Consider the following 23,873-nt stretch of genomic DNA (forward strand, 5'->3'; position numbering starts at 1 on the left):
ATAAACTACCCGTTCAAATAGGCAATAAAACACCTAAAATGAGCTTAAACGTTAAAAACTCACTACTGCTTATCATCGAAAAAGTTGTGCTACTTGGCCTTGGCTTTATAAACAATATTTTATTAGCACGGCTAGCAGGCCCTGACTTATTTGGCGAGTTTTCTTACATAGTTTCATTTGCCGCCATTTTCAGCCCATTGGCAGTCATGGGGCTTAATAATATTATTACTAAATACATCGTAAAATACCCTGCAAACAGCCACTACTATATAAAGTCTGCCTTAATTATTCGCTTATTAGGTGCCATTGTCTCGTTAGCGATTACTACCTTAGTGTGCTTATACGCCTTTAATTTAGATCATCAGCAAGCAGGGCTAATAATCATGTTAGTCGCTATGCAAGGTTTTACATTTTTATATGTGCTGGAGTTTTTCTATATAGCTAAAAAGCAAGTATCTCAGCTGGTAAAACTACGCCTAGTAACCATAACACTTATTAATATTGCAAAACTCATCGCTATTATTAATGCAGCTGATTTAACAACGCTTATTTTTTTACAAGGGCTTGAGACCGTACTGATCGGCGTGTGTTACTACATTATGTATACCAGCCAAAAGCATCATCAGGTTTATAAACTACAACCCAAAAAGCAAACTTACCTTGCGCTTTATCAAAAAGGAAAATGGCTGTTATTTTCAGGCGTTGCAGCCGTTATCTATTTAAAAATAGATCAGATAATGCTTGCTAACCTCATTAACACAGAAGCAGTGGCTTACTATGCCGCAGCGGCTAAGTTATCTGAATTTTGGTATGTGTTTCCAGTATTAATAGCCAATGTTTATACAACACAACTTAGCCATTGTCGTTTTAAACACCCTACCCTGTATAAACAGTTACTACAGCGGTTGATCCTGGTGCTAACTTGCTCCGCCATTATTTTAAGCTTAGCGACTTGGTTTTTTGCTGACAACATCATTGCACTGATTTATGGCTCAGCATACACAAGCAGTGCCGCTATTCTTAGTGTTCATATTTTTGCGAGTTTGTTTGTTTTTCAGCGAGCAGTGCTATCTAAATGGCTTATTCTTGAAAAACTTTATAAATACAGCCTGCTCTCTAACCTTTTAGGGGCTGTTGTAAATATTTTACTCAACTTATTACTCATACCTAAATACCAAGGGTTAGGGGCTGCATGGGCAACAATTATTGCTTATATGGTTGCAAGCTATGGCTTTTTGTTTATTAACGTAAAAACTCGGGAGTACGCAAAAGTATTGCACCAAGCTGTGTTACACTCTGTGCCAATTTTGACAAACCTTATTCACGATTTAAAAGTACAGTATGAAAAGCACAGTAAAAAAAATAATTAACCGACTTGGTTACGACGTTGCCTTTAGACGTATTGCTAAAAACAGCCATAACCACGCAAAACCAATCTGCTTTGTACACGTACCTAAATCGGGAGGTATTTCTATTGATTTAGCCATGCGTGAGCAATTTGCGATTGCTGGTCAACCTCGCTTTAGCCGCGAAGGTGCCATTGCCATGAGCCTAGCAGGTATGAACCGCGAAATTACTGATTTAGATAGTATTAGTGAGTTTAGCGATCACCATGCTAAACAATTAACTGGCTTGCTTGCGTACCACCTTGCACAAGACTGGCCCTATATAAGTGGCCATGTAACAACAAACAAACAATTGCTTAATCAATTTGCCAATCAGTATCACTTTGTGACTGTGCTGCGTGAGCCAGTAAGCCGATTTAAGTCGAACTACCTATACAATAAACTGACCAACTCATTGCCAATGATGGCACCAAACAACTTAAACTACGATAACCTCACAGCAGAGGTCGACACCATTTTGCAGCACCGCAGGGGGTGGCAAATGGCCAATGTTACCAGTATGTGTATTGCTGGCCGCTTCGCTAGGGATGAGCATGATGCTAAAACAATGCAAAGTGAGTTCAGTGATAACCTTGAAAAATACAGCGTGGTGAGTTTTTTAGATAATCTGGATGGGTTTTCTTCTAAGATACACACGTTAACAGGTAAGCAGATTAACATTGGCAGTCATAATACAACCGAAAGCCATTTAGATAAGCACAAGCAAAGTGTGAAAGACACACTGCAAAATTATTTAAATGAACCGCACATCAACCAACAAATACAGCATTTATGCCGATTTGAAACCGACAACTACCTACGCGCAAAAGACAAGTACAGTACGCTTTAAAATCAGCATATGTAGAGATGAGGGTGAGTAGAGGTAAGGAGTAGAGGCGAGAAGTAGACGATTTTAGAAAAGTTAAAATCGTCTACAAAAAAGCATTAAAGGCTAAATGAATTTACCAGTTTAGTGTATTCGCTTTTAATTTCATCACTGACTTTTTCATTACCACTTACAGAAATGGTAATTACTTGGTTATTCTTCTTATCGATCACAGCAAGGTTATGAATCACTTGCTTATTACCCGCTTTATCACCTGTAAATATATACTCTAGATGAGTTAAGTCATCTTTATAGGTCGCGTCATCTGCACCTACTCGAGTAAATTTAAGGCCTTTAAAACCTGCTTTCAAAAGGCCTTGAATTGCGTTATCAATAAACTGAGCAAACTCACCTTCTGAGCCAGTAAAGGCATGCCCCGTCAAATGTTGGCACATTACATTAGACGCAATTTTTGCATTCTTGACTACTTTGGTGGCAACAAACTGTTTAATGTCCATCGTAACCGAAGGAGACGCGTTCACTGTTTGACTATTTTCTTTAGGTTTTGATGAAAACTCTATATCAAATTGACATGCGCTGTCATTGCTATCATTTGCAACCACCATACCTGAAACCAATAAAGAAGCGGTAAATAAGAGTGCTTTGTACATCGTGTCATTATCCTTAAGGTAGTTTAGAGGCTTATATACACCATACTGCGAAGTCGCCATCATATTAATAACTGCGTCTGTGGGCAAGCATGATAGGAAAAAATCAGAAAGGCATTTTAGATTGTATTTTAAGTTTAGATTGTATTTTAAGTGTTAAACAGTACTTAAAAAATAAAAAACCCAGCCTAAGCTGGGTTTTTATCACTAAAGATTAAGTAATATTAATTACTTACCTTTTTGTTGTGAAGTTACTAGTGATTGACGACCAGTACCAGCGTTGCTGAATGCGTACGCATTAACTACACCGTCAGTTGCATCAATGTTAAACGTAACGCTTAACTTAGTTGCTGAAGTGATACCGAATGCATCCATGATATCAGTTTGCTTGTATTTAGTTACTGTATCAGCAGCTAAATCACCCATGTCAACAGCTTCGTATACTTTACCGCTGTTATCGATAGCAGTCATGATTACGTTAACATCTGCAGAACCTTCATTCGCGAAGTGTACAGAAGTTGAAACACCTTCGTAACCTACTGGGAAGTAAGGAACATTGATGATAGTTGCATCAACAATCCATTTACCTGCATCTGCATTTGAGAAAACAGATGTTGTAGCAGGAAGACCATAGTTAACATCACCAGCTAGAGCGAATGAAGTTGCTTTAATACGTTCTGAAGCAGCAATACGTGTAGCATTGTCTAATGTTACAGTGATATCACCAGCGATACCAGCAGCACCAGCGTCTGTTACCGTGAAGGTTGCTAGAGAATCTGTTAATGCTGTAAGTGCGATAGTATCATCAGAAGCTGCGAATGCTACATCAGTAGTAGTCGCTACTGTTTGATCAAAATCACTAAAGTCACCAGCTAATTTAAATGTAGCTACTGCACCAGATGTAACTGCATCTAAAAGCGTTGTGTCATCTTTTAGTGTAAGCACTAATGTATCAGTTGCGTCAGCTGTACCAGGGAAACCTGAAATGAACTTATCACCGTCTTTACGCTCAATAACACCGTCAAGCGCTGTTTTAACAGTTGCAGAGTACTGACTACGGAACTTAAGGAAAGTACCTGTATTATCACCTTTAGTGTCTTTAGCAGAACCGTCTTGCCAGCTAACTGCAGAGTAAGTTACTGTTGAATTTGCTTCTGTTGCAGTAGCTTCGAATGTATCTGCAGCAACAACGATTTCGAAAGACTCATCAAGCTCAACTGTGTAACCAGTGTCTAGCTCAAGTACTACTGTACCTTTAGCGAAGTCACTAGCAACTGCGTCAACAGTGAATGTGTAGTCAGCAGTACCATTATTGATAGAGATTTGACCTGAAGAAAGTGCACCACCAGTGTAAGCTTCTACACCAGTGATGTTGTCACCAAAGCCTTTACCAAACTGAAGTGTGATTCTGTCGCCAGCTTCTAGCTTTTCACGAACGATAACACGTACAGAACGGTCATCTGAAAGACCACCTGCAACTGAAGCAGCAAAACCTTCAGCTGAAGTAAATTTAACTGCATCAGATACGTCAGCAGCATGTGCACCCATTGCACCAAATACAGCCGTAGCTAGTAGTGCTTTTTTGAATAGTTTCATTATTTCCATTCTCCTAGTTTCATGAAACTGGCATATTGTTAATGAAGGCAATACACCAAGATTTTTTATTGTTCCGGCTGGAGGTTTGCCAGATCAATGCAAATTTAAGGGCTTATTATAGAGATGTCAAGTAATTACAGCTAAATTGCAACTTTGTTCACAATTTAAACTACTTTAAAAAAAATTTTGTTTGCTGTAGAGAGTTTTTAACGCTTTTCACAACAAACCTACTTAACACTCACCTGTCATTTACAACCGATTATTGCATATAACGAATAACTAACCCAAGTATAAAATTGTTACTGGCATGTGTTTTTAAATCATTTTTTGATTTAAGGCAAACACACACCTTATAACAAGCCTACATTACAATTTTATGTAATGTTGTTTAGTACGCACAGTTGTCGTTTTATTACCGCTTTTTTATTACGTAACTTAACTTTGACTGAACAACCTAAAGTTATCTTTTAAGGCACATCTTTTCAAGTGATTATTTATACAATTTTGCCACTTTCGCAGCCGTTTAGCTCTTTTTTTGTTCGATTAGAGTAATTATACAACCAATGAACCAAGCTTAACCATTTAGCAGCAAGCAAAAAGCCTTCTTTTAATACAAAAAGCTTATAATCATTCTAATATAAAAACGAGGCCGTTTAACGTAACACTCACCAAACGGCACTTTAGTCTTTATATCGTCACTCTACTCACAATACTTTAGCGATTTACAGCAATTAAAAGGCAATGTTTTCTAAGCCTTTAATAAAGCTGTCTTTTACCCGTTGCCAGTCTTCTTTATTTTGAACAATTTTAGGGGTGACTAATATTACTAGCTCGGTTTTATCTGAGCTACTGCTGTCTGTTCTAAATAAGTGGCCAAGCACTGGAAGGTCACCAAAAAAGGGCACTGATGAGGCACCGTTTGATTTGTTTTCACTAATTAAGCCGCCCAGCATCACTGTTTGGCCGTTGCCAGCCACCACCTCTGTGCTTAAGGTACGCTCAAAAATAGACGGGTTACCTCCAGCCCCACTGCCATCTGGTGATATATTCGAAATATTTTGCTGAATGGTCATAATCACCGTGCCTTGGGCATTAATGGTTGGCGTTACCGTTAAATCAACACCGGTTTTACGGTACTCCACTTGTGTGGTTTGGCGGTCACCACTAATTGGGTCTGTGGTGGTGCTGCCTATAGTTGGAATATCGTCACCCACACTAATATTAGCAGCGACACCATCGCGTACCAATAGCGTTGGGCGCGAAAGTACATTTACAAGGCCATCTGTTTGCGATAAATTCACACTTATATTGCCAGGTAAGCCAACAATCGAGTAATTAAATGCCCCTCCCCCTTCGGTATTAAAGCTAAAGCTTTCTTTTCGGCCTGTGGCCTCACCGCTTTCAATAGCATATTGCACACCTTTAGAAAAACTGCCGGTGAGTTTTACCTCAGCAATCACCACTTCCATCATCACTTGCTTAGGCATAACATCAAGCTGGCGAATAATAGGTTGTAGTTCTTGGTAGTATTGCCCTGTCGAGTAAAAAATAAGAGCATTAGCGCGCTCATCCACCACTAAGCGAATATCGTCACCTTCAATACTGCTTACTGTGTTATTTTGTGTTTGGCTTGATGCATTACTTGGAGTAGGTGCATCAGTTGCCGCCTTTTCGGGTGTTTTTTTACTATTAAAGCTGCCACCTAATAATGGTGCAAGGCTTTGCCCTAGGTCAGAGGCTCTTGCATATTTAGGGTGATAAATATAAAAACTTTGCTCTGCACCTGTTGCAGGCTTATCCAACTCTTTTTGCCAATATTCAACACGGTCAATTATTTCATCAGCGGTTGCAAACACAACAACCTGCCCTAAATGCTCAATAGGTATAAAATAAACACTGGCAGAGGTTGAACGGCTTGCTTGCGCATCAATCCCTTCAAGCGCTAATAGCTCGGTTACTTTGGTAATAAATGTTTGCGAGTCTATATAGCTAAACTTCATCAACGCCACCGCTTTTTTGTTCATTGCAGCGCTATCCATTAAGTTTATAAGGCTTATAGCCCTTAACACTTGCTCACGTTTACCTTTAATTGTCACCATGCCTTGGGCAGGGTCAATACTCACCTGTGCGTCAACCAAACCTGCAATGGCACTACGCAGCCCAGTGGATACACCATATTTTGTAGGCACTAATTGCACTATATCACTTGCAACATTAGGGACCGATGCAGGGGTGCGGCCAAAGCCAAAAGCAACATCCGATTTACTCCCTTTAGGGTCAGCCGGAAAAATATAATACACCCCATCATTCAATGTAATGCTAATTTTATTTTGCGTAAAGATTTCTTGTACTAGTTGAAAATAGCGCTGAGCGGTTACTTTTTCTTTCAGTTCTAGTGTAACAGGGGTGGCTTTTGATTTAATTGATGGCTCAATTAAATACGATACTTGCAACAGCTCACCTAACGAATAATGAATGAACTCATTTAACGGTAACGCATTAACAGATACCTGAAACTGTTTACTGTTATTAAACTGCTTTGATAGGTCAACTTCTAACGTCAGTGACTGCCCATCTTCAAGTGAATTGACACGTTCAAAAGTCGTTTTTTTCTCGTCTTGTTGTTCAACTTTTACAGGCGCTGTGTCTTTAATTCCGTCGTCATTATCTTTTAAGTATGAATTTGTAACATCGACTTTATTTGCTTTTACATTGCTACTAGGCTCAATAAGCGATGCACAGCCAGTGCTAAAAAATAAAATAGCAAAAAGTAATCCGCTTGATTTATGAAGGTGATTGTTCATGAGACTGCCGTTGAAAAAGTTTAAATTCTTTTGTTTGTGTTTCGTTTGCAAGGGTAATGGTGTTATTTGTTACAGCAATTAACTTTACATTGCCGCCCAGTGTATCACCTATTGTTGCTTTTACTAACTGCTGTTGGTCATTTTTTATAATCACAAACACATTGTTCTGCTGGTTAAAAATACCTAATAAATGAAAAACCTGATCGCCGAATACGAGTTCATTTTCAGCCGCTGTTTTTTTATTTTTGCTCTCGGCTTGCTTTTGCTCGGCTAGTTGCTGGCGTTTTATACTGTTTGCTTCGTTTTGCAATTGAGTTAATAATAACGACGGTGAATCTTGCTTTAATGCTGACTCAGAAATAGTTAATGCTGCAATATCAGTACTATTACTGGATTGCTCTGTGCTTGAGTCAAACAATTCAGGAACAGCAAAAAACATGACACTCATAACAGAGATGGCTGCGATTATCCAATTCATGCTGCTGGCTCCTGTTCTTGTGGTTGGAGCACTTGACGGTTATTCCACATAATAAGATCAATATCACCCGTTAATGACTGTGTTGTACTTCCATTCCACTCTCGGCTGGTAAAATTATATTCTGCAAAGCGTATTAAAGGCGTTAATGACTCTAGCTTTTTAGTGGCCTTTACAACACATAATGCATCACCGTTAAAGCGCATATTAAGTCGCCACTGGCTAATGTTTTCACTTATTGGAGTTTCGCCTCGCCACGCAACCCGCTCTATTGAGCAATTTACAGGTTCTAAAGTTGACTCCAAAAGTGTTTGAGCCGTGAGTTTAAAGTCGCTCTCAGAGGGTTTATTAAACATAAGAGCTTGTAATTTCGTTTTATTTTGCTCGGCTAACGCCAGTTGCTCAGCGAGTACTTGTTGCTCAGAAAGTAAGGCTGTTAATTTAGTTTCACGCTTTTGATTCAGCGTATTCGTTTGTTTAAGCTCATCGTAGGCTAGCATTAATGGTTCGGTAATATATAAACCAAAAATTAAAGCAGCGGTGACAATTAAATAATGCTTATATTTTATAAGTTCAGCCATTCGCTTTTGCTCCTGCAGGTACTTCTGTATGCAAGGTTATCTCAATTTCAAACTTTTCAGAACCTCTGTACTTGCGCACACCTGATTTAAAAATGGCACTATCAACCTGAGATAACTTAGCAATTGCAGCGATTGTCGTATTCGCGCTTTTAGATTCACCACTTAATGTGATCACTCCTTGGCGTGATGAAAACTTGTCTATTAACATGCCTGTACTTAATGCGCTGTGGACTATATCCCAGTCTGAGAAAACGGCCGGATTTTGTTTAACCTGTGTTTCTAGTAAGGTAACTTTATTGTTCAAATCATCAAGTTGCTGCTTTTGCGATAATAACTGATTAGCATTGTCAGCTTGATTTTCAATTGCTTGCTTCGTGGCATTAATACTTAACCACTGCCATCCAGCCATAACAGCAAAGTACAAGGTAACACTAATGAGTGGCCCCCAGTATAGGGCATGTAGCTGCGTACTTTTAATTTTATGCTGGTAATTAAATACACTTATTTTGGCTAAATCAGCAATGGCTAATCCATTAAATTGCTCAGCCAAAAAGCGAAAATAAGCGGATTGACTAATTATTGTTGGCTCTATGTCATCAGCAAGACCAATACTGTGTTTATATGCCGCTATATTTTGAATGAGTCCCTTACAGTAGGCACTATGAGTACTTGTTCCTGAACGACTAAAAAATAATACACCTTGGGGTGTAGTAAGCTCAAAAAGCTGTTTTTCTGCTGTGCTTTGCTTAGATAGAATAGCCGTTTCAGGGATCAGCACTTTGCTTCCTGTAGCAAGTGCTGCACACTCTTGATCAAAGACGATAGTTGTTACATCAAAACCATCAATTTCTTTATTGGGCTTTATTTCAACTAACGGTTTTGCATCACTGTATTGTTGCTGATTTATTTTCAGTAATGCCTTTAGCTCTGTCATGTTAAGCGCAGGGTAACTTTTACGAGTGATGCTGTAGTGCTTTCTAGCAACCACTACAAAAAACGGCTTAAAGTGAGTGCAGTCCTCATAAATAGGGGTTATTCCCCCATTAGCGAGATAGCCTAAAGTATTTTTAAGCTGCGTGTTTAATAATCTTGATTTTGTAAGTTGATTTAATTTCACGATTTATTCCAGCTAACTTGAGAGAACACCATAGGTTTTATGTAAGAACGTGGAGTAGCATCTAAAATATATTGCTTGCTCAACTGCGCACCATTTAAAACAACACGTAATTGTACTCTTATTTTGCTGCCAGTGACAAAATTTATAAACTCACCTTCTTCAATGCCTGTTAGCAAATAAAAGTCATAACTGCTTAGTGTTCCTGCTGCTCTGCGTTTCAACACTTTATTGGCTGTCGATTCATCTTTTATTATCGCTTTTAAAATAGCCTCTGGTGCGTTAATTGGGTTAAAACCTGTCACCATTTCTGTTGAGAAATAGCGTGCAAAGTATTCTTTCGGTATTTGCTCAGCACCTCGAATAAGAGCTGCTTCATTTACGCTTTGTAAATAACCATTACGGGGAACATAACGTTTACCTTGCTGCTTATAGAAGCTGGCCTCAGCACCATTGACACGACTTACATCGTTTTCGTCTTTCCAATCAGTCAACGAGCTTACAAAGGTTTGTGCTGTGTTTTCTTCGACATTGAGTTGAATTAACAAATTTTTGATCAGATCTGGACTTGAAATATTCAAACTAAATAATGATTTCATGTCCATTAAGCTTATAAATATTGAATCGCTTAATCTAAACTCTTCACCATAGAAGTTCCAATTTTTAACTAGTTGGTTATTACTATTAGTGTCTGGATATTTTTTATGGGCTAATAAGGCTGAAAATAGCTGAGTTTCGGCCTCTTCCAGCTCCAAACGCATTGCAAACTTGTTTTGAATTTGCTGCGTTACTTTAACTTGTTGTTGTATCGACTGATTAATAAAAATCCCTAATAAGGCCAAAATAAAGGAAATAATAAGGACTTGTATAAGTGCAATACCTGTCTGAGCTTTCATATTAAACGTCCAGCCTTAAATGTCTAACTAGATCAAGGTACGAAACGTTAATCAAATCAACCTGTATATGAGTAACTTGCTGTTGTTCATTTTCAAAAAACAGCGCTAACTTATTAGGTAAAAGCCTGTTGTTAGGGAGGTTATGTTCTGTATACCAACGCCTTTTAACACGCGTTTCTCCAATTGATAGCTCAGCACTATCAAGGTTGCCAGCAACGGCATTTTGTAAGGTTTCCCAGCCGTAAAACTGAAAATTTATCTTCGCAATGTCGTTTACTAATATATGTTGGTACTGCCAGTTTTCTTCTATTGGGTAGTTTAACAACAATGTGTTGTTTAAAGGCATTTCACTATAAAGTAAGCTTTGTAGTCCGTTATCTTGGTCAATTGCTTTAATATTAATAAGCGCAGTTTCATTCGAAAATAAGCCTGTGTTGGTGACAAGTGTGATTTCAGTTTGCTGGCCTGCAAATAATATTGAAAATTGCTCTTTTTGATCGCGAACAATATACACACTTGCCGCTTCTAATGTTCTTATAATTGCCTCTGTACCGAGTGCACTTTGGTTAAGCTGCCAAAAATGGTCCGCTCGCTTTTGCCATTTGTCTGTATATAGGCTGTATGCAAAGTAACCTGTAAACATAACCATAGACAACAGCGCTGTGGCTATCATAAGCTCAATGAGTGAAAAGCCTTTTTGCTTTACCATGCAACCACCCTAAATTGAAAAGAACGCCCAGACTTTGGTGCTTCCACTTCAACTAGAAAGATAGGAAAACGAGCGTCAGGCGGGAAGTCTTCATCAACTTCCATAGGCGGGGTTATCATTGTTTGTGTTGTTGCCTGCCATTCAAATTCGAAACCGAAAGCTTGTGTTACGCCACTGTACTCTTTTTGTTTTGTGGTTTGATAACGCTCTCTAAGCTGCGACTTTATATTCGTTATAACAAGCTCAGCACTTTGATAATACTGAGCTGTGTTTGCTGCTTTTTCGGCAGATAAGCTGCTAGCACTGTAAAGTTGTGCTGTTATTGCCAGCGATGAGAATAATATAACCGCAGCTATGAGCACTTCAATTAAGGTGAAGCCTTGGTTAGTTTTCATAAGGGGTAAACATACTCTCGAGTTTGTATTCTTGAATTGTGTCTGCGCGCAGTATTTTATAGCTATTTGGGGTCACTAATGAGTTAGTCGCAACTAGGTAGTCGTTAGGTGAAAACACTAATTGCTCAAATTGCATACTTGATACTTGCTGATTAACTGTAATCGTAATTTCACTGCCTTGCATACGAACATTAATAGGAAAACCAGAGTAGTAAGCTTGGTAACTAAGGCGTTTAAATAGTTGCCTCACTTTTTGCAATTCAACTTGGCGTGTTTGTTGATCAACCGCTTTGGTGACTAACCCGCCGGTCAACCCCATAACAATCGCCATGATTGCCATCACAACCATTAGCTCAATAAGTGAGAAGCCAGCGGCTTTTTTAGAATGGAACATCATTAATAGAGACCATACTCATTAACATTGTTATGACGATACCACCTACAAAGCCCCCCATAAAAATAAGCATGATGGGCTCAAGCATAGTCGTCAGCTTTTTGATCACACTTTCAAGTTCAGCTTTACTGCGCTGTGCAACCTCAGAAAACACTCTAGGTAGTCGGCCTGTCTCTTCACCCACTTTAATAATAGATAAGAAAAAGTCAGGAAAAATACGTGTTTTCTCTAACACTTGGCTCAGTTGCTTACCGGTTTTTAATTGTTTTAACGCTAGTTTTGCATCGCGTTTCAGCTCTGGGTGTTTTAAGGTATTTGCAGTGAGCTCTAGGGTGGTGTCTAGTTGTAGGCCAGCCTCTAGCATCATCGCCATAGATTGCGAAAAGCGAATACGTTCTGCTGTTAAAATCACGCTACCAATGCCAGGTAAACGCGAGATTTTTATGTAAAACCAGTTTTTAACCTCTGGCCGCTTTAAGCCATACGACAGCCCCATAATTGCAGCCACCACAGAGCCAATAATAATCACTTGGTAATCAACAAAAAAGTTACTCACATTGATGATCATTTGTGTGTACCAAGGCGCTTGGCTAAGGTCGGTAAAAATACCCGACATTTTTGGCACAATAAAGGTAAGCACAAAGTAAACCGCCATAATACACACAAAAAAGATAACGCTTGGATACGTTAACGCGGTACTAATTTGTGTGCGAAGGTCTTTTTGGAACTTCAAATCGTTTGATAGGCGATTAAGCACCTCTGGTAAGTTACCCGAGGTTTCACCTATTTTCAGTAAGCTGATATATAAAGGTCCAAATAAATGCTCATGTTCTGAAAAGGCTTCGCTCAATGACGAGCCCTTTTTTAAAGAAGCCGAGATTTGACTCAATAACCGTGTTAATGCTGGGTGACCATTTGCTTTTTTAATAATATCGATACCGCGGTCAACACGTATACCACTTTCGAGTAAAAGTGCCAACTCACTGGTAAAAAACTCGAGCTGATCCAAGTTTACTTTTTGTGAAAATAAACTACTGATGCTTGAAGCACTTGCTATAGGCTTAATAGATAATGCATTTAAACCATCTGCGAGGAGTTTTTTTTGTGCCTCGGCTTGGCTGGCAGCATTGACGACACCTTGATGCCGCGCCCCTTGGTTATCAATGGCTTTATATTCAAATTCCATTAGCCTGCAACCCGCAATACTTCATCTATGGTGGTCACGCCAGTAACCACTTTATACAAACCATCTTGCATCAGGTTACGGCGCTTCAATTGCGCATTATGGGCTTGTGCTTTAGAAATAAATTGATCATTTTTAGGCAGTTGTTTGATTTCGTCATCGCATCGCAAATATTCGTTAATCGCAATTCGGCCTTTAAAGCCGGTGTGATTACAATGTTCGCAGCCAACAGCTTGCTTGATGTTTAATTCACTGATGGCGGCATTTTTAGCAACTTGTTCTAACGGATACTGGGCAAGTAATTCGCTTGTATCTTCTAAAGGTGTCGCACAGTGCTGACATAGGCGTCTAGCCAAACGCTGAGCAACAACTGACACCAGCGCCGCATTAAGTAAAAACTCTTCAACACCTAAATCGAGCAAGCGGGTGTAAGCACTTGCTGCGTCATTGGTGTGCACGGTACTAAAAACTAAGTGCCCTGTTAATGCTGATTGCAAAGCGATTCGAGCGGTTTCCGCATCACGTATTTCACCGACCATGATAATGTCTGGATCTTGACGTACTATTGAACGTAAACCCGCAGCAAAGTTAAACCCTATATCGTTATTAACTTGTACTTGGTTTACACCTTCTAGTTGGTACTCCACTGGGTCTTCAAGCGTGATAATTTTGACATCAGGGCGGTTAAGTTCATTTAAGAACGTGTAAAGGGTTGTGGTTTTACCTGAACCCGTGGGGCCCGTAAGCAAGATAACCCCTGTAGTTTTACGTAGGTCTTGCTGAATAAGATTTTGTGTATCATTAGACAAACCAAGTACCGACATATCATAGCGAATTGAGTCTTTTAATAAGAAACGTAAAACAATACTTTCACCATCATTAAGCGGTAAAGCAGAAACACGTATATCAAGCTCTTGGTTAGCGATACGCAGTTCTATTTTACCATCTTGAGGACGACGCTTTTCTGCGATATCCATGCCTGACAATATCTTTAGACGCGTTGTGATTGGTAACTGCATTTTAGGCGCAAGTTTATCTACTTCATGTAATACACCGTCTATTCGGTAGCGCACACGAAAGCGCCCTTGATGCGGTTCAAGGTGCATATCTGACGCGCCTCTTGCCAGCGCTTTAGTGATCAATGAGTTTAACAGGTTTACTGTTGGTGCTTCTGAAGCAAGCTCTCTTAATCTGGCCTCTTCATCACCGGTGAGTTCATCATCCTCAATATTATTTTCTGAGGTACTTTGAATCTCGTAAAAAAAGGTTTGTAGCTGTGACTCAGTTGCAACTAGTATGTTGACATCGACATCATGCTGCTGAATAAACTGTGCCAGCGATAACGAAAGCGGGTCCTTACAGGCCAAAGTCCATACATCGCCCACCTCAAGTAATACGCAATCTAGTTCCTTGAGCGATTGAAGTAGTGTTACATCCACCCCTTCAGGAAGTTGCCAATTAGGATAGTCATCGACAGAAAACAGCGGATAGCCTAATAACTTACTGTACAAAGGGGCTAAATCATCTTCAGTTAAACAGCCCATATTAACTAAAATTTGCTCTAGCCTACCATCGTATCTACTTTGATATGACTTTGCTTTGTCTATGTCAGCGGCAGAAACTTTAAATTGCTCAGCAAGTAATTGGCTAAGATCGATCATTTATGAATCACATCCTCGTTTTCACCTTCACCACCCGGTTGCCCATCTAGGCCATAACTCATAATGGTATAAGGTGCACCGTTTTCACCCGGTACTTTATAAATATATTCTTTGCCCCACGGGTCTAGCGGAATGTCTTTGGGTAGGTAAGGACCATCCCAACTTGCCGATTCGCTTCTACGTAATGCTTGTAATGTTGGTGGCACGGTGCCCATATCTAAACGATATGTGTCGATAGCTGTTTCAAACATCTGCATTTGTGCAACCGCAGTTTTAATTTTCGATGAGCTTACTTTTGAGAATAATTTAGGAGCAACCAAAGAACCTAATAGCCCAAGAATGATAAGCACTATCATTAGTTCCATTAAACTGAAACCTTTATTTTTTTTCATGAAAACTCCTTAAATTTAAATTTGCTTGAGTATATCAAGCAGGAAAATAGCTGTCGATATAACGAATTTTCAAGCATTAAAGCTGCTTTAAAATATCTTTCGCTTGCTTTTTATCTGAATAAGGTATCATTCCTGAATTAGCGGGATAGCCTACAGCAATGAACATCACAACTCGCTTGTACTGCGGTAAATCAAGTAACTTAGCGACTCGTTTATCTAAAGTGATAAGTTCAGGCCAGTTGATAGGACAACTACTCAACCCTAAAGTTTCAAGTGCTAGCATAAACTGCATGGATGCAAGCGAGCCATCTATATATATCACATGCCGGTCTCGCGAAAATGGATAATACGATAAATCTCCAACGACGGCGATCAAATGTGGAATATTGTCTGCGAACCCTGCCGTCCCACCTGGTAAGTTAGCCAGTTTATTAAGCAAAGGTTGTTCTGTAATAGAATAAAATTCGAAAGGCTGCCTATTACACGCACTCGGCGCTTGCAGTGCAGCAGCGAGTGCTTTTTCAACTTTTTCTAGCTCAACTTGCTTTTGCTCAAACCAACGTACAGAGGTACGAAACTTGGTTAACGCTAAAAACTGCTCATAGCTAACTTGGTGTGGCTCTTTTTGCTGGTAAGCGTACGGCTTTTTCAAGCCGCTATGTGCCGTTGATAGCTGCTGAAAGACAGCATAATTTTTTGCAACAGTTGAATGCTGTTTATCTACAACAGAAAAGTACTCGCTGAGGACATCCGTTGCCCATTGCAACTCTGACTGTTCCACATTTGATTGGGTTACTGCAAGTTGGTAAGCCGCTAATGTCTCTGTTAAATAATCGAGTGCAAAGACACTACGCCTAGGCTGCATTATGAGCCCCTTTTCTAAGCGGTGTATATTGCGTCTTAATAAGGCACTTGATTTACCATGCATGCCTTGTTGATTGTTATATGCAAGACGAGCTTTAAGTATTGCTTGGTGCTCGTAAAAAAAATCTCGTGAGAAAAAAGTAAAATACAACCCAGACAGTATTGGTGATTTACTGCATAAAGGTAATAGAGCAACTTGAAGTTGCTCTATTGCACGTTTAAGTAATTTGATTACATAAGCTTTCATCAAATAGTCTAGTTACCTAATGAGCTGATTGCTGCAACTGCTACACCCATTTGATACATAATTTGTGTTGCTGAACTCCAAAGAGTTAAGTTATCAATGTAATCGGTATCAAGAGGTACCACAATTGTGTCCCCAGGTGATAGCTCAAAGTCGTTATTAACCGCAAACCAAGAACCTCGGTTTGGTACTTCGACTAGACCACTGGCTTTAATAATATAGATACGGTCTTCATCAGCACGCGGTTTTAATCCACCACTGCGTGTTAGGTAATCATCTAAGCTCAGTTCATTTTGATATAAATGCGAACCTGAGAAGTTTACTTCACCCACAACATCAACACTGTTACGTTTTGAAGGAACATACAACACATCGCTGTCTTCAACTTGTAAATCGCGTTTACCACTGGCAATGGCTGGTAAATCGATAACCAGTCGGCCAACCGCTTTCACTTTAGCTAAGTCTTTAATCAAGCTATCCATATCTTGATAAGAAAGTGATGCATCAGTAATTGAGTTATTGAAACTTTTAGACGCAATATCACGACGTAAGTCTTCTGATATTTTATTTAATTGCTGCTGTTGTTGTAGTCTGATTGCTTCACGGGTAAATACCGCCCCTTCAGGGAAAGAAAAATCAGTAAAGCCGCCGGCACGTTTGATTACGCTCGATAAGCTTTCACCTTTTGCAATACTGTAGATACCTGGGAATTTAACTTCGCCAAGAATATTAATTTTTCTGTCTTGCTGCCAATTAGGAATTGGGTAAACATTAATTGTGTCTTTACTTTCTAAAGCAAAATGCTCTGTCCCTTGTTTTGTATTTAAGGTCGATAAATCAATACTAATATGCTGTAAGTCTGAATTTTCTGTGTATCGCGTTACCTCAGCATTTTGTAAAAAAGCGGACTCTTTTAAGCCACCAGCAGCTGCAACCGCATCGTGTACGTCTGCATTAACAGGCATCGGATAAACGCCTTCGTAAAATACTTCACCACGCACACCAATAATCTGCAAGCCACTGTCTTTAGTTGCTTGTTGATTTAACTTGGCTAAAATTGGTTTTAGTAATTTCTTACGGCTAAATACAGCATACTCATCATCTTCTAACTCATCTTTGTTTGTGAGCATTTCTGTAATTGATAAAACTTCTTCCTCTTCTTCTTCAGCGACACTAAGTGCTAATTCTTTATCGAATGACGAGCCTAAGTCGATGAATTCATAGAACTTACGCTCTTCGTATTCATCCCATAATCTGATTTTTTCTTGCTGCTTTAACTGCTCTTTAGTAAGTGCCATTGTGTTTAAAGCATTTTCTTCACTTTCAATTGATTGAAAACGGCTAAATACCACAACGATATCACGCGGCTTAAGCTCTAAATCTTGCTTACCATTTACTGCATCTAAAAGAGAAAACTGATGGACTTCAATATCACCACGGACATTGATTTCACGTACAATGAGTGAGTAATCGTAATCAGCAATTGGCAGTAAATCAGATTTAAGTGAGTTAAATAACTGGCTAACCGTTTTACCTTCATGCCATGAATAGTTACCTGGGTGAGAAACCGCACCAATTAGAGTCACCGCATCATCTAGCTCTTGGCTTGATGAAGGCACTTTTACTGTGTCACCGTTTTTTGGTGTATAGGCGTTTTTATCGAATAGGTTTAATTGCAATACAGTTTTTGAGCTGTGACCTGTATAACGTTCTACCACTGACTTTTGAGGAAATGCAGCGGCACTAAAACCACCTGCCATAGCAATAAGATCTTGACTAGACTCGCCTTCTTTCAATTCAAAAATAGCAGGGCGACGTACTTCACCATCAACAGTAACTTGCATACCTACAGGCGGAATAAATACCACATCGCCAGGTTTTAAGATTACATCGTTACTACTGTCACCTTTAATAAGTAGGTTATATAAGTCAAGTGTAGTGACCGTTTTGCCCGCTCTTTTTAGTTGTATATTACGTAACGAACCAATTTCTGAAATACCACCACTAACAAAAAGAGCGTGGGTAATCGAAGCAAGTGAAGGAACCGTATAAGCGCCTGGTTTATAAGATTCACCTAACACCATGATTCGAATCGAACGTGTTTTACCCATTGATACAAATGCTTCTGCACCAATCATTTCTTGCTGAACTTTTGCTTTAATTAACTGAACTACATCAGCATACTGCATACCTGCAACAGTCACAGGCTTAAGCGAACCAACCGTTAAGCGCCCTTCACGGTCAATCGTTGCCTCTTCAGTTGAAGCTTCTTTACCAAATAGGTTAACCGTTAATGTGTCACCAGAGCCTACAATATAGGTGTCTGGTACCAGTGCGCTCTCTGTTGGCGCGAATGTTGTTGGTTCACCTGAAAACAACTCATAACCAAAAGGCTTAAGCTCATCAGGTTGAGGTTTGAATTTTTCTTCATCCGTGAGTTCTTCTTTATTATCTTTTTTCTCACCGAATAAATCTCTTGGCATCACTGAGCTGTTATTCTCATCGTCAAGCGACTCGCCATCCTTATTGGTAGAATCCAGCATGCTTATATCCAAGCCATATTTCTTTGCTATAGCTTCTTGCTGTGATTTAGGTAGCTTTTTAAATTGTTCAATTTGCTGCTTGGTCGGAGTGACGGAGTGCGCTTCTGTTATAAATAAAAGCGACATAAAAAGAGCGATTACAAGCCTAAAAAACTTCACAAAGTTTCCCTTCTAAGAAAATAAAGATTAACCGCCGCATACTACATCATTTTTTAAGCAAAAAAAATGGGTAAACAAGTTTACCCATTCAATCTTAAAATAAAGCGCTTAGAAACTATAAACTAACGTTAATGATGTTTCTGTATCGGTATTTTCTTTGTCGTCTGCTACATCTGAGTTATGGGTGATGTTATACGCCACTTTCATTTGTAGTGAACCGTTGATTTTCGCCAAAATAGCTGATTCAGAGCGTGTTTTGGTATTTGTATCACCGTACTCCACAGATACAAGCTGAGTAAAACGTGCACTTTCTGAAATTTGCCAGTTGTAATCAACCTTACCTAACGCAATGACTTCACCTTCACGTTCACCAGCAAGTGAGTTACCGTTATCATCCATTTCCGTGCTGTCATCAGGGTATTGGAAGTATTTATAACCAGGACCAATTTCAGCGTTCAGCCACATGTCAGAACGGTCGATTAAACGTAAACCGTAACCTGCTGAGATAACTGTTTCGTTACGATATGCACCAAAATAATCAGATACGTGCGAGCCGTAGATGAATAAGTGTGAGTGCTTTTCGTTTAATTTATAGTTACCTTGCGCAGAGAATGAGTACTTTTCATTAGTACGCTGCGTTTCTTTTTCGCCCGCATCATTCTCAACTTCATCTTCTTTATAAAGACCGTCAAGTTTGTATTCGTTATTCCAGCTTTCAAGATTGTGTAATACCTTAATACCGCCTTTTAATGTGGTTGTTTCAGTATTACCGCTAGTGATAATTGCACCCAGTTCGCTGGTTACATCCCACGTTTTAGTTTCGTCAGCTGCGAATGCGCTAGTTGCAGCTGATGCTGCAACCAGAATTGATAAAGCTTTTAATTTCATTAAAAAATAACCTTTACTGCTTTTATTTGACGCTTGCGTCTTCTTTATGCAAATGAACATCCATTTGCGGAAATGGGATAGTGATGTCTGCATCATCTAATGCGATCTTAATGTTTTCTACAAGATCAAAGTAGGTCGGCCAGTAATCAGACGAGTTGACCCATGGACGCACCACAAAATTAACACTTGAATCGGCAAGTTCAGACACAGCAACGGTATAAGCAGGGTCTTTAAGTAGACGCTCTTCTTTATCAAGCACTGATTTTAGCACTGCTTTTGCTTCTTTTAGATCTGCATCGTAGCCAACACCAATCACTAAATCGATACGACGTGTTGATTCGCGTGAGTAGTTAATAATGGCATCGCCCATGATTTTTGAGTTTGGCATGATAATCACTTTGTTATCAGGCGTGCGTAACTCTGTAGAGAAGATCTCAATCTTTTTAACCGTACCTGCTTTGCCACCAGCCTCAACGTAGTCACCTGACTTGAAAGGGCGAAGTAAAATGATTAGTACACCTGATGCAAAGTTAGATAATGAACCTTGTAGCGCTAAACCAACCGCTAAACCAGCCGCACCTAAAATAGCGATGAATGATGTTGTTTCAATACCTAGTTGCGAAAGTGCCATTAGGATTGTTGCAGCAAATACGATCGCATACACAATGCTTGCTACAAATGAACCTACCGCTTTATCCACTTTTTTCTTGTCGAAAGCTTTTTCAGTTAACCCTTCACAAAATTTGGCGATACGGCCACCGATAAGAAAAATAATTAGCGCCAACACACCCTGAATGGCGTAATGTATGATTAAACCTGAATTCTCATTGATCCAGTTCATTATAGTATCCATGTTCTCTCCTGAAGTTCATTTTTAGCATAACGCTGTATAAATTATATATGATCTTTGGTTAAAAAATCATTAAATTACAGACTGATTAAAAATGAGTGATTGCTCTATTGCAGAGGGCGAAAGTCTAATCTGCAAAACTGAATGCCACCTGACTGCATGAGCATTTCTGAATTTTCCGAGCAAAGAAACTTTTTTATAGTTTTTTCTATTTAGGGCTTCACAAGGTGATATTAATTATGTAATATGCGCGCCACACCAATCGAGGTGTATCTCAGTGGCGGCTGTAGCTCAGTTGGTAGAGCCCCGGATTGTGATTCCGGTTGTCGTGGGTTCAAGCCCCATCAGTCGCCCCACTTTTTCCTCTATAAATATCCTTATTTATCAAATTAAATTTCACTTACTCTTTAAACTTCTTTGAAGTGCGCAATGTCGGCAAAACTCTCTCTTTAAAAGTAGCGTTTTTGTAGCTGTAAGATTAAAAGCTTTCCTCCTAAAAATAAGCTCTAAGCCCTAATACTAAATGTAATGTCATTTTCAGGCTACTTAGATACTAAGTAGCCTTTTCGCTGCTGGTTAGTTTTTGTTGAAGCTGTAATACCTAAAATGCACGTCTCATAAATAGCGTTTTAGAACAACGATACAGTAAACTTAACAGTGATTTAAAAGCTGCGCCTTGTGCACGATATTTATTAAAGTATTTCACTGACTCTAAATATTTATTTTGCAACACGCTTTGAGTACATAATTGGCCAAATATGTATTGTTTTCTTATTTTTACATTACGAGAATATTCAGGCTCAAGGTAACGCTCTAGTTTATCTAGAGACTCTATCATGCGTAAGTTATGCTTTTTTAATTTCACGGTATTATTTACTGTTTCAGAAGACCAGGAGTTCTGACTTTCACGTCTGTAGACACTCATTTTTTCATGTAGATAAACAATCCCATTAATCCCAGAGAAAGCCTCCAAGAAAAAGTCTCCGATTGGCGCATCATAAAAAAAACTAGGTAAGTTATCCAAGACACTTTTTCTTATAAACATTGATGCTGTTGGGCAAAACTGTGAGTGTACTTTGTATATTTCAGCATAATCAATGATATGAGTAGCTTCTTTTCGTGTAGGAAACTGATATGAAGAGTGTGGCTCCTCTTCAGAGTTTATAATGTATGCATTGTGTACACATAGGTTCAGATCGCTATGTTTTTTAAGTTCCAGAATCTGCCTCTGCAACTTACAACGATCCACCCAAAAGTCATCCCCTTCACAAAGGGCAACATATTCTCCTTGCGCAATTGCTAACGAATGTTTGAAAGGCAAGTTAATGTTGATCGAAAACTGATTTACATCTTGTAGTATGAGTTTAATTATTGATGGGTATTTTTGCTGGTACTCTTGGATGATAGCCCGCGTGTTATCAGTAGAGAGATCATCGTGAATAATAATCTCAAACCGATACTCTGTAACTTGAGCTAGAAATCCTTCTATTGTATCGCGGATATAGCTTTCTTGATTAAATGTTGTGCAAATAATCGAAGTGAAAACTTGGTCAGCATATAACCAGTGTTTAGTAACCTCTTCCTCGCAAGGTGCGACTAGTTTTTCGAACATAATTCATTTTCCAGCGTTTCACAATTTCTGCTGCGTTGCTTGATTTTTTTAGCGGGTTGCCCTGCATATACAAAACCAGCCTCAAGAGATTTATTGACCAAAGATAGAGAACCAACTGCAACGCACTCTTCAATTATCACCCCTGGCAAAATAATGCTTCCAGCTCCAATTAAACTATGCTTTTTGATTGTAACCGGTGCATGACTAACATTGGTATATTGACTTGGAACCGTTGGGTTCGTCATATATTCGCCTGAATAGTCATCATTACTAGAGTAGACTGAACATCTTGATGATAGACATGTATAGTCTTCCATCGTAATTCTTCCTGCACCTATCAATGACGTATAAACAGCAATATGCACGTACTTGCCTATGCTAATCCCCTCTTTTCCCGCTGATAAAACGCAGAAGTCGTCGATTCTACTGTTATCGCCAATTTCTATGTTTGCCGCATTGTAAATAGATGCTAATTTTGACAATTTGACATTCTTACCTACATGCTTGAATCCCAAAGCTTCTAATTCAATTTGTGTATAAAAAGCCATATTTTCTACAATCCTTTTTTTACATTTTCGATAACGGTTGTAATATCGTGTAGTTTTAAATGCGCATGTAAAGGCAAGCACAAGATACTTTCTGATGCTTTTAAGCTATTGGACGTTCCGTAATTGTGTTCATCTACAAAGATTCGGTCTAATGAAGGAGCAAAGTAATTGCGGCTTTGAATGTTATTTTCTTCTAATGCTTGAGTCACTTTCTTTAGCTGTTTCTCACTGTCTAACAAGATTGGCATATAAGCACCATTGGCATTTGCTTCTGGGTGCCAAGTAGGTAACTTAACTACATCCTTTAAACCTTGTCTATATGCATGAAATAATTCAGCTCTATGATCAAGCACATCATCTATTTCTTCAAGGTTAACCAAACCAACAGCTGCTTGATACTCATTCATTTTTGCATTTATGCCAACATGGTTCGAATCACTTGGGTTAGAACCAAAATTAATGAGTCGCTCAGCCCTTTCATAGCTGTCTTTATCTTTAAAAATAACAGCTCCACCTTCAACCGTATGAAAAACTTTGGTTGCATGAAAACTCAATGTACTCGCATCCCCATACTTTAAAATTGATTGTTCATTGATTTTCACACCAAAAGCATGCGCGGCATCATAAATAATTTTAAAGTCTTTTTGTTCGCCAAGATCTTTTAATTTAAGAACATCACAGGGGTTTCCATACACATGTGTAGCAACTAAAGTATCAGCTTTACAGCCTTGTTCATAAGCAGCTTTAATTGCATCTGGGCAAATATTTAAACTACTTGAGTCAATATCCGCAAATGCCACTTCATCTTTCTGCCATTTAAAAGCGCTAACAGTAGCTACAAAGCTAAATGGTGTTGAGATTAGAGAGTGGCTGTTAAGTGCCCTACCTGCGATTTGAAGTGCTGACGTACCATTATTTGTCAGTAAAAGGTTTTCTACACATAAATAATCCTCTAACTTTTCAGTTAATTCTTTATGCATAGGCCCAAAATTAGTGAACCAACTATTATCATTTATTTTTTCGAGTAATTTTTGGAGCTTTTTTAAGTTAGGTTTAACAGGGTTGTTTAAGGCAATCATTTATAAT

General features: G+C 39.0%; 22 protein-coding genes and 1 tRNA gene. 3 read left to right on the forward strand and 20 right to left on the reverse strand.

Features of this window, described 5'->3' with window-relative positions; all coding sequences use genetic code 11:
- Positions 1-38: 38 nt before the first annotated feature.
- Both L3V41_RS15385 and L3V41_RS15390 read left to right on the forward strand, forming a co-directional pair.
- Positions 39-1,370, forward strand: coding sequence for a flippase (locus tag L3V41_RS15385; RefSeq protein ID WP_193988217.1), 1,332 nt, complete (start codon positions 39-41; stop codon positions 1,368-1,370).
- On the forward strand, positions 1,342-2,235 hold the full coding sequence (locus tag L3V41_RS15390) for a sulfotransferase family 2 domain-containing protein (RefSeq protein WP_237128047.1): 894 nt from the start codon (positions 1,342-1,344) through the stop codon (positions 2,233-2,235). The genes L3V41_RS15385 and L3V41_RS15390 overlap by 29 nt, the downstream gene beginning before the upstream one ends.
- A 95-nt stretch (positions 2,236-2,330) precedes the next feature.
- On the opposite strand, the gene L3V41_RS15395 is transcribed toward L3V41_RS15390, so the two are convergent.
- From L3V41_RS15395 to L3V41_RS15475, 17 genes are all read right to left on the reverse strand, one after another.
- The gene (locus tag L3V41_RS15395) at positions 2,331-2,882 is read right to left on the reverse strand and encodes a photosystem II reaction center PsbP family protein (protein WP_237128048.1); all 552 of its coding nucleotides are present in this window, start codon (positions 2,880-2,882) and stop codon (positions 2,331-2,333) included.
- A gap of 225 nt (positions 2,883-3,107) precedes the next feature.
- Positions 3,108-4,475, reverse strand: coding sequence for a hypothetical protein (locus L3V41_RS15400; RefSeq protein WP_193988214.1), 1,368 nt, complete (start codon positions 4,473-4,475; stop codon positions 3,108-3,110).
- Positions 4,476-5,206: 731 nt separating this feature from the next.
- Positions 5,207-7,279, reverse strand: a complete 2,073-nt coding sequence (locus L3V41_RS15405) for a secretin N-terminal domain-containing protein (RefSeq protein WP_193988213.1) — start codon at positions 7,277-7,279, stop codon at positions 5,207-5,209.
- Positions 7,260-7,757, reverse strand: a complete 498-nt coding sequence (locus tag L3V41_RS15410; RefSeq protein ID WP_237128049.1) for a hypothetical protein — start codon at positions 7,755-7,757, stop codon at positions 7,260-7,262. Before L3V41_RS15410 ends, L3V41_RS15405 begins: the two co-directional genes overlap by 20 nt.
- Positions 7,754-8,335, reverse strand: coding sequence for a hypothetical protein (locus L3V41_RS15415; RefSeq protein WP_237128050.1), 582 nt, complete (start codon positions 8,333-8,335; stop codon positions 7,754-7,756). The genes L3V41_RS15410 and L3V41_RS15415 overlap by 4 nt, the downstream gene beginning before the upstream one ends.
- Positions 8,328-9,452 (reverse strand): hypothetical protein, encoded by a 1,125-nt coding sequence (locus L3V41_RS15420; protein WP_237128051.1) that lies wholly within the window; start codon positions 9,450-9,452, stop codon positions 8,328-8,330. The genes L3V41_RS15415 and L3V41_RS15420 overlap by 8 nt, the downstream gene beginning before the upstream one ends.
- Positions 9,449-10,345: a type II secretion system protein GspK gene (locus L3V41_RS15425; RefSeq protein ID WP_237128052.1), complete on the reverse strand. Its 897-nt coding sequence runs from the start codon at positions 10,343-10,345 to the stop codon at positions 9,449-9,451. Before L3V41_RS15425 ends, L3V41_RS15420 begins: the two co-directional genes overlap by 4 nt.
- Position 10,346: 1 nt before the next feature.
- On the reverse strand, positions 10,347-11,054 hold the full coding sequence (locus tag L3V41_RS15430) for a prepilin-type N-terminal cleavage/methylation domain-containing protein (RefSeq protein ID WP_130151610.1): 708 nt from the start codon (positions 11,052-11,054) through the stop codon (positions 10,347-10,349).
- Positions 11,048-11,449, reverse strand: coding sequence for a type II secretion system protein (locus L3V41_RS15435; RefSeq protein ID WP_193988208.1), 402 nt, complete (start codon positions 11,447-11,449; stop codon positions 11,048-11,050). Before L3V41_RS15435 ends, L3V41_RS15430 begins: the two co-directional genes overlap by 7 nt.
- Positions 11,439-11,846: a type II secretion system protein gene (locus tag L3V41_RS15440; protein WP_130151608.1), complete on the reverse strand. Its 408-nt coding sequence runs from the start codon at positions 11,844-11,846 to the stop codon at positions 11,439-11,441. Before L3V41_RS15440 ends, L3V41_RS15435 begins: the two co-directional genes overlap by 11 nt.
- Positions 11,830-13,029: a type II secretion system F family protein gene (locus L3V41_RS15445; protein ID WP_193988206.1), complete on the reverse strand. Its 1,200-nt coding sequence runs from the start codon at positions 13,027-13,029 to the stop codon at positions 11,830-11,832. Before L3V41_RS15445 ends, L3V41_RS15440 begins: the two co-directional genes overlap by 17 nt.
- Entirely contained in the window at positions 13,029-14,687 is a 1,659-nt protein-coding gene (locus L3V41_RS15450) for a GspE/PulE family protein (RefSeq protein ID WP_237128053.1), read from the reverse strand. Before L3V41_RS15450 ends, L3V41_RS15445 begins: the two co-directional genes overlap by 1 nt.
- Positions 14,684-15,079, reverse strand: coding sequence for a type II secretion system major pseudopilin GspG (gspG, locus tag L3V41_RS15455; protein WP_130151605.1), 396 nt, complete (start codon positions 15,077-15,079; stop codon positions 14,684-14,686). Before gspG ends, L3V41_RS15450 begins: the two co-directional genes overlap by 4 nt.
- A 76-nt stretch (positions 15,080-15,155) precedes the next feature.
- A complete protein-coding gene (locus L3V41_RS15460) occupies positions 15,156-16,190 on the reverse strand; it encodes a nitroreductase family protein (protein WP_193988204.1) in 1,035 nt (344 codons plus the stop codon).
- A gap of 8 nt (positions 16,191-16,198) precedes the next feature.
- Positions 16,199-18,889: an SLBB domain-containing protein gene (locus L3V41_RS15465; protein ID WP_346656325.1), complete on the reverse strand. Its 2,691-nt coding sequence runs from the start codon at positions 18,887-18,889 to the stop codon at positions 16,199-16,201.
- Positions 18,890-18,997: 108 nt separating this feature from the next.
- Complete coding sequence (locus tag L3V41_RS15470) at positions 18,998-19,777, reverse strand: DUF481 domain-containing protein (protein WP_130151602.1); 780 nt, start codon at positions 19,775-19,777, stop codon at positions 18,998-19,000.
- Positions 19,778-19,799: 22 nt separating this feature from the next.
- On the reverse strand, positions 19,800-20,630 hold the full coding sequence (locus tag L3V41_RS15475; protein ID WP_062567247.1) for a mechanosensitive ion channel domain-containing protein: 831 nt from the start codon (positions 20,628-20,630) through the stop codon (positions 19,800-19,802).
- Between the two features lie 277 nt (positions 20,631-20,907).
- On the opposite strand from L3V41_RS15475, the gene L3V41_RS15480 reads away from it, so the two are divergent.
- Positions 20,908-20,983 (forward strand) — tRNA-His (locus L3V41_RS15480).
- Positions 20,984-21,228: 245 nt separating this feature from the next.
- Here the strand turns inward: L3V41_RS15480 and L3V41_RS15485 are convergent.
- Genes L3V41_RS15485 through L3V41_RS15495 form a run of 3 tightly spaced genes read right to left on the reverse strand, consistent with a single transcriptional unit; the run spans position 21,229 to position 23,866 of the window.
- Positions 21,229-22,239, reverse strand: a complete 1,011-nt coding sequence (locus tag L3V41_RS15485) for a glycosyltransferase (RefSeq protein ID WP_237114743.1) — start codon at positions 22,237-22,239, stop codon at positions 21,229-21,231.
- Positions 22,224-22,787, reverse strand: coding sequence for an acyltransferase (locus L3V41_RS15490; protein WP_193988202.1), 564 nt, complete (start codon positions 22,785-22,787; stop codon positions 22,224-22,226). The genes L3V41_RS15485 and L3V41_RS15490 overlap by 16 nt, the downstream gene beginning before the upstream one ends.
- Before the next feature lie 5 nt (positions 22,788-22,792).
- The gene (locus L3V41_RS15495) at positions 22,793-23,866 is read right to left on the reverse strand and encodes a DegT/DnrJ/EryC1/StrS family aminotransferase (protein ID WP_193988201.1); all 1,074 of its coding nucleotides are present in this window, start codon (positions 23,864-23,866) and stop codon (positions 22,793-22,795) included.
- Positions 23,867-23,873 lie beyond the last annotated feature (7 nt).

It is taken from the genome of Pseudoalteromonas sp. L21 (assembly GCF_021728035.1).
Classification (GTDB): Bacteria; Pseudomonadota; Gammaproteobacteria; order Enterobacterales; family Alteromonadaceae; genus Pseudoalteromonas; species Pseudoalteromonas arabiensis.

Coding starts and splice junctions, on each gene's coding strand:
- L3V41_RS15485 (WP_237114743.1), bottom strand. CDS start 22,239: ATGTTCGAAAAACTAGTCGCACCTTGCGAGGAAGAGGTTACTAAACAC.
- L3V41_RS15440 (WP_130151608.1), bottom strand. CDS start 11,846: ATGATGTTCCATTCTAAAAAAGCCGCTGGCTTCTCACTTATTGAGCTA.
- L3V41_RS15470 (WP_130151602.1), bottom strand. CDS start 19,777: ATGAAATTAAAAGCTTTATCAATTCTGGTTGCAGCATCAGCTGCAACT.
- L3V41_RS15410 (WP_237128049.1), bottom strand. CDS start 7,757: ATGAATTGGATAATCGCAGCCATCTCTGTTATGAGTGTCATGTTTTTT.
- L3V41_RS15495 (WP_193988201.1), bottom strand. CDS start 23,866: ATGATTGCCTTAAACAACCCTGTTAAACCTAACTTAAAAAAGCTCCAA.
- L3V41_RS15430 (WP_130151610.1), bottom strand. CDS start 11,054: ATGGTAAAGCAAAAAGGCTTTTCACTCATTGAGCTTATGATAGCCACA.
- L3V41_RS15490 (WP_193988202.1), bottom strand. CDS start 22,787: ATGGCTTTTTATACACAAATTGAATTAGAAGCTTTGGGATTCAAGCAT.
- L3V41_RS15415 (WP_237128050.1), bottom strand. CDS start 8,335: ATGGCTGAACTTATAAAATATAAGCATTATTTAATTGTCACCGCTGCT.
- L3V41_RS15385 (WP_193988217.1), top strand. CDS start 39: ATGAGCTTAAACGTTAAAAACTCACTACTGCTTATCATCGAAAAAGTT.
- L3V41_RS15445 (WP_193988206.1), bottom strand. CDS start 13,029: ATGGAATTTGAATATAAAGCCATTGATAACCAAGGGGCGCGGCATCAA.
- L3V41_RS15395 (WP_237128048.1), bottom strand. CDS start 2,882: ATGTACAAAGCACTCTTATTTACCGCTTCTTTATTGGTTTCAGGTATG.
- L3V41_RS15390 (WP_237128047.1), top strand. CDS start 1,342: ATGAAAAGCACAGTAAAAAAAATAATTAACCGACTTGGTTACGACGTT.
- L3V41_RS15475 (WP_062567247.1), bottom strand. CDS start 20,630: ATGGATACTATAATGAACTGGATCAATGAGAATTCAGGTTTAATCATA.
- gspG (WP_130151605.1), bottom strand. CDS start 15,079: ATGAAAAAAAATAAAGGTTTCAGTTTAATGGAACTAATGATAGTGCTT.
- L3V41_RS15405 (WP_193988213.1), bottom strand. CDS start 7,279: ATGAACAATCACCTTCATAAATCAAGCGGATTACTTTTTGCTATTTTA.
- L3V41_RS15450 (WP_237128053.1), bottom strand. CDS start 14,687: ATGATCGATCTTAGCCAATTACTTGCTGAGCAATTTAAAGTTTCTGCC.
- L3V41_RS15425 (WP_237128052.1), bottom strand. CDS start 10,345: ATGAAAGCTCAGACAGGTATTGCACTTATACAAGTCCTTATTATTTCC.
- L3V41_RS15460 (WP_193988204.1), bottom strand. CDS start 16,190: ATGAAAGCTTATGTAATCAAATTACTTAAACGTGCAATAGAGCAACTT.
- L3V41_RS15400 (WP_193988214.1), bottom strand. CDS start 4,475: ATGAAACTATTCAAAAAAGCACTACTAGCTACGGCTGTATTTGGTGCA.
- L3V41_RS15435 (WP_193988208.1), bottom strand. CDS start 11,449: ATGAAAACTAACCAAGGCTTCACCTTAATTGAAGTGCTCATAGCTGCG.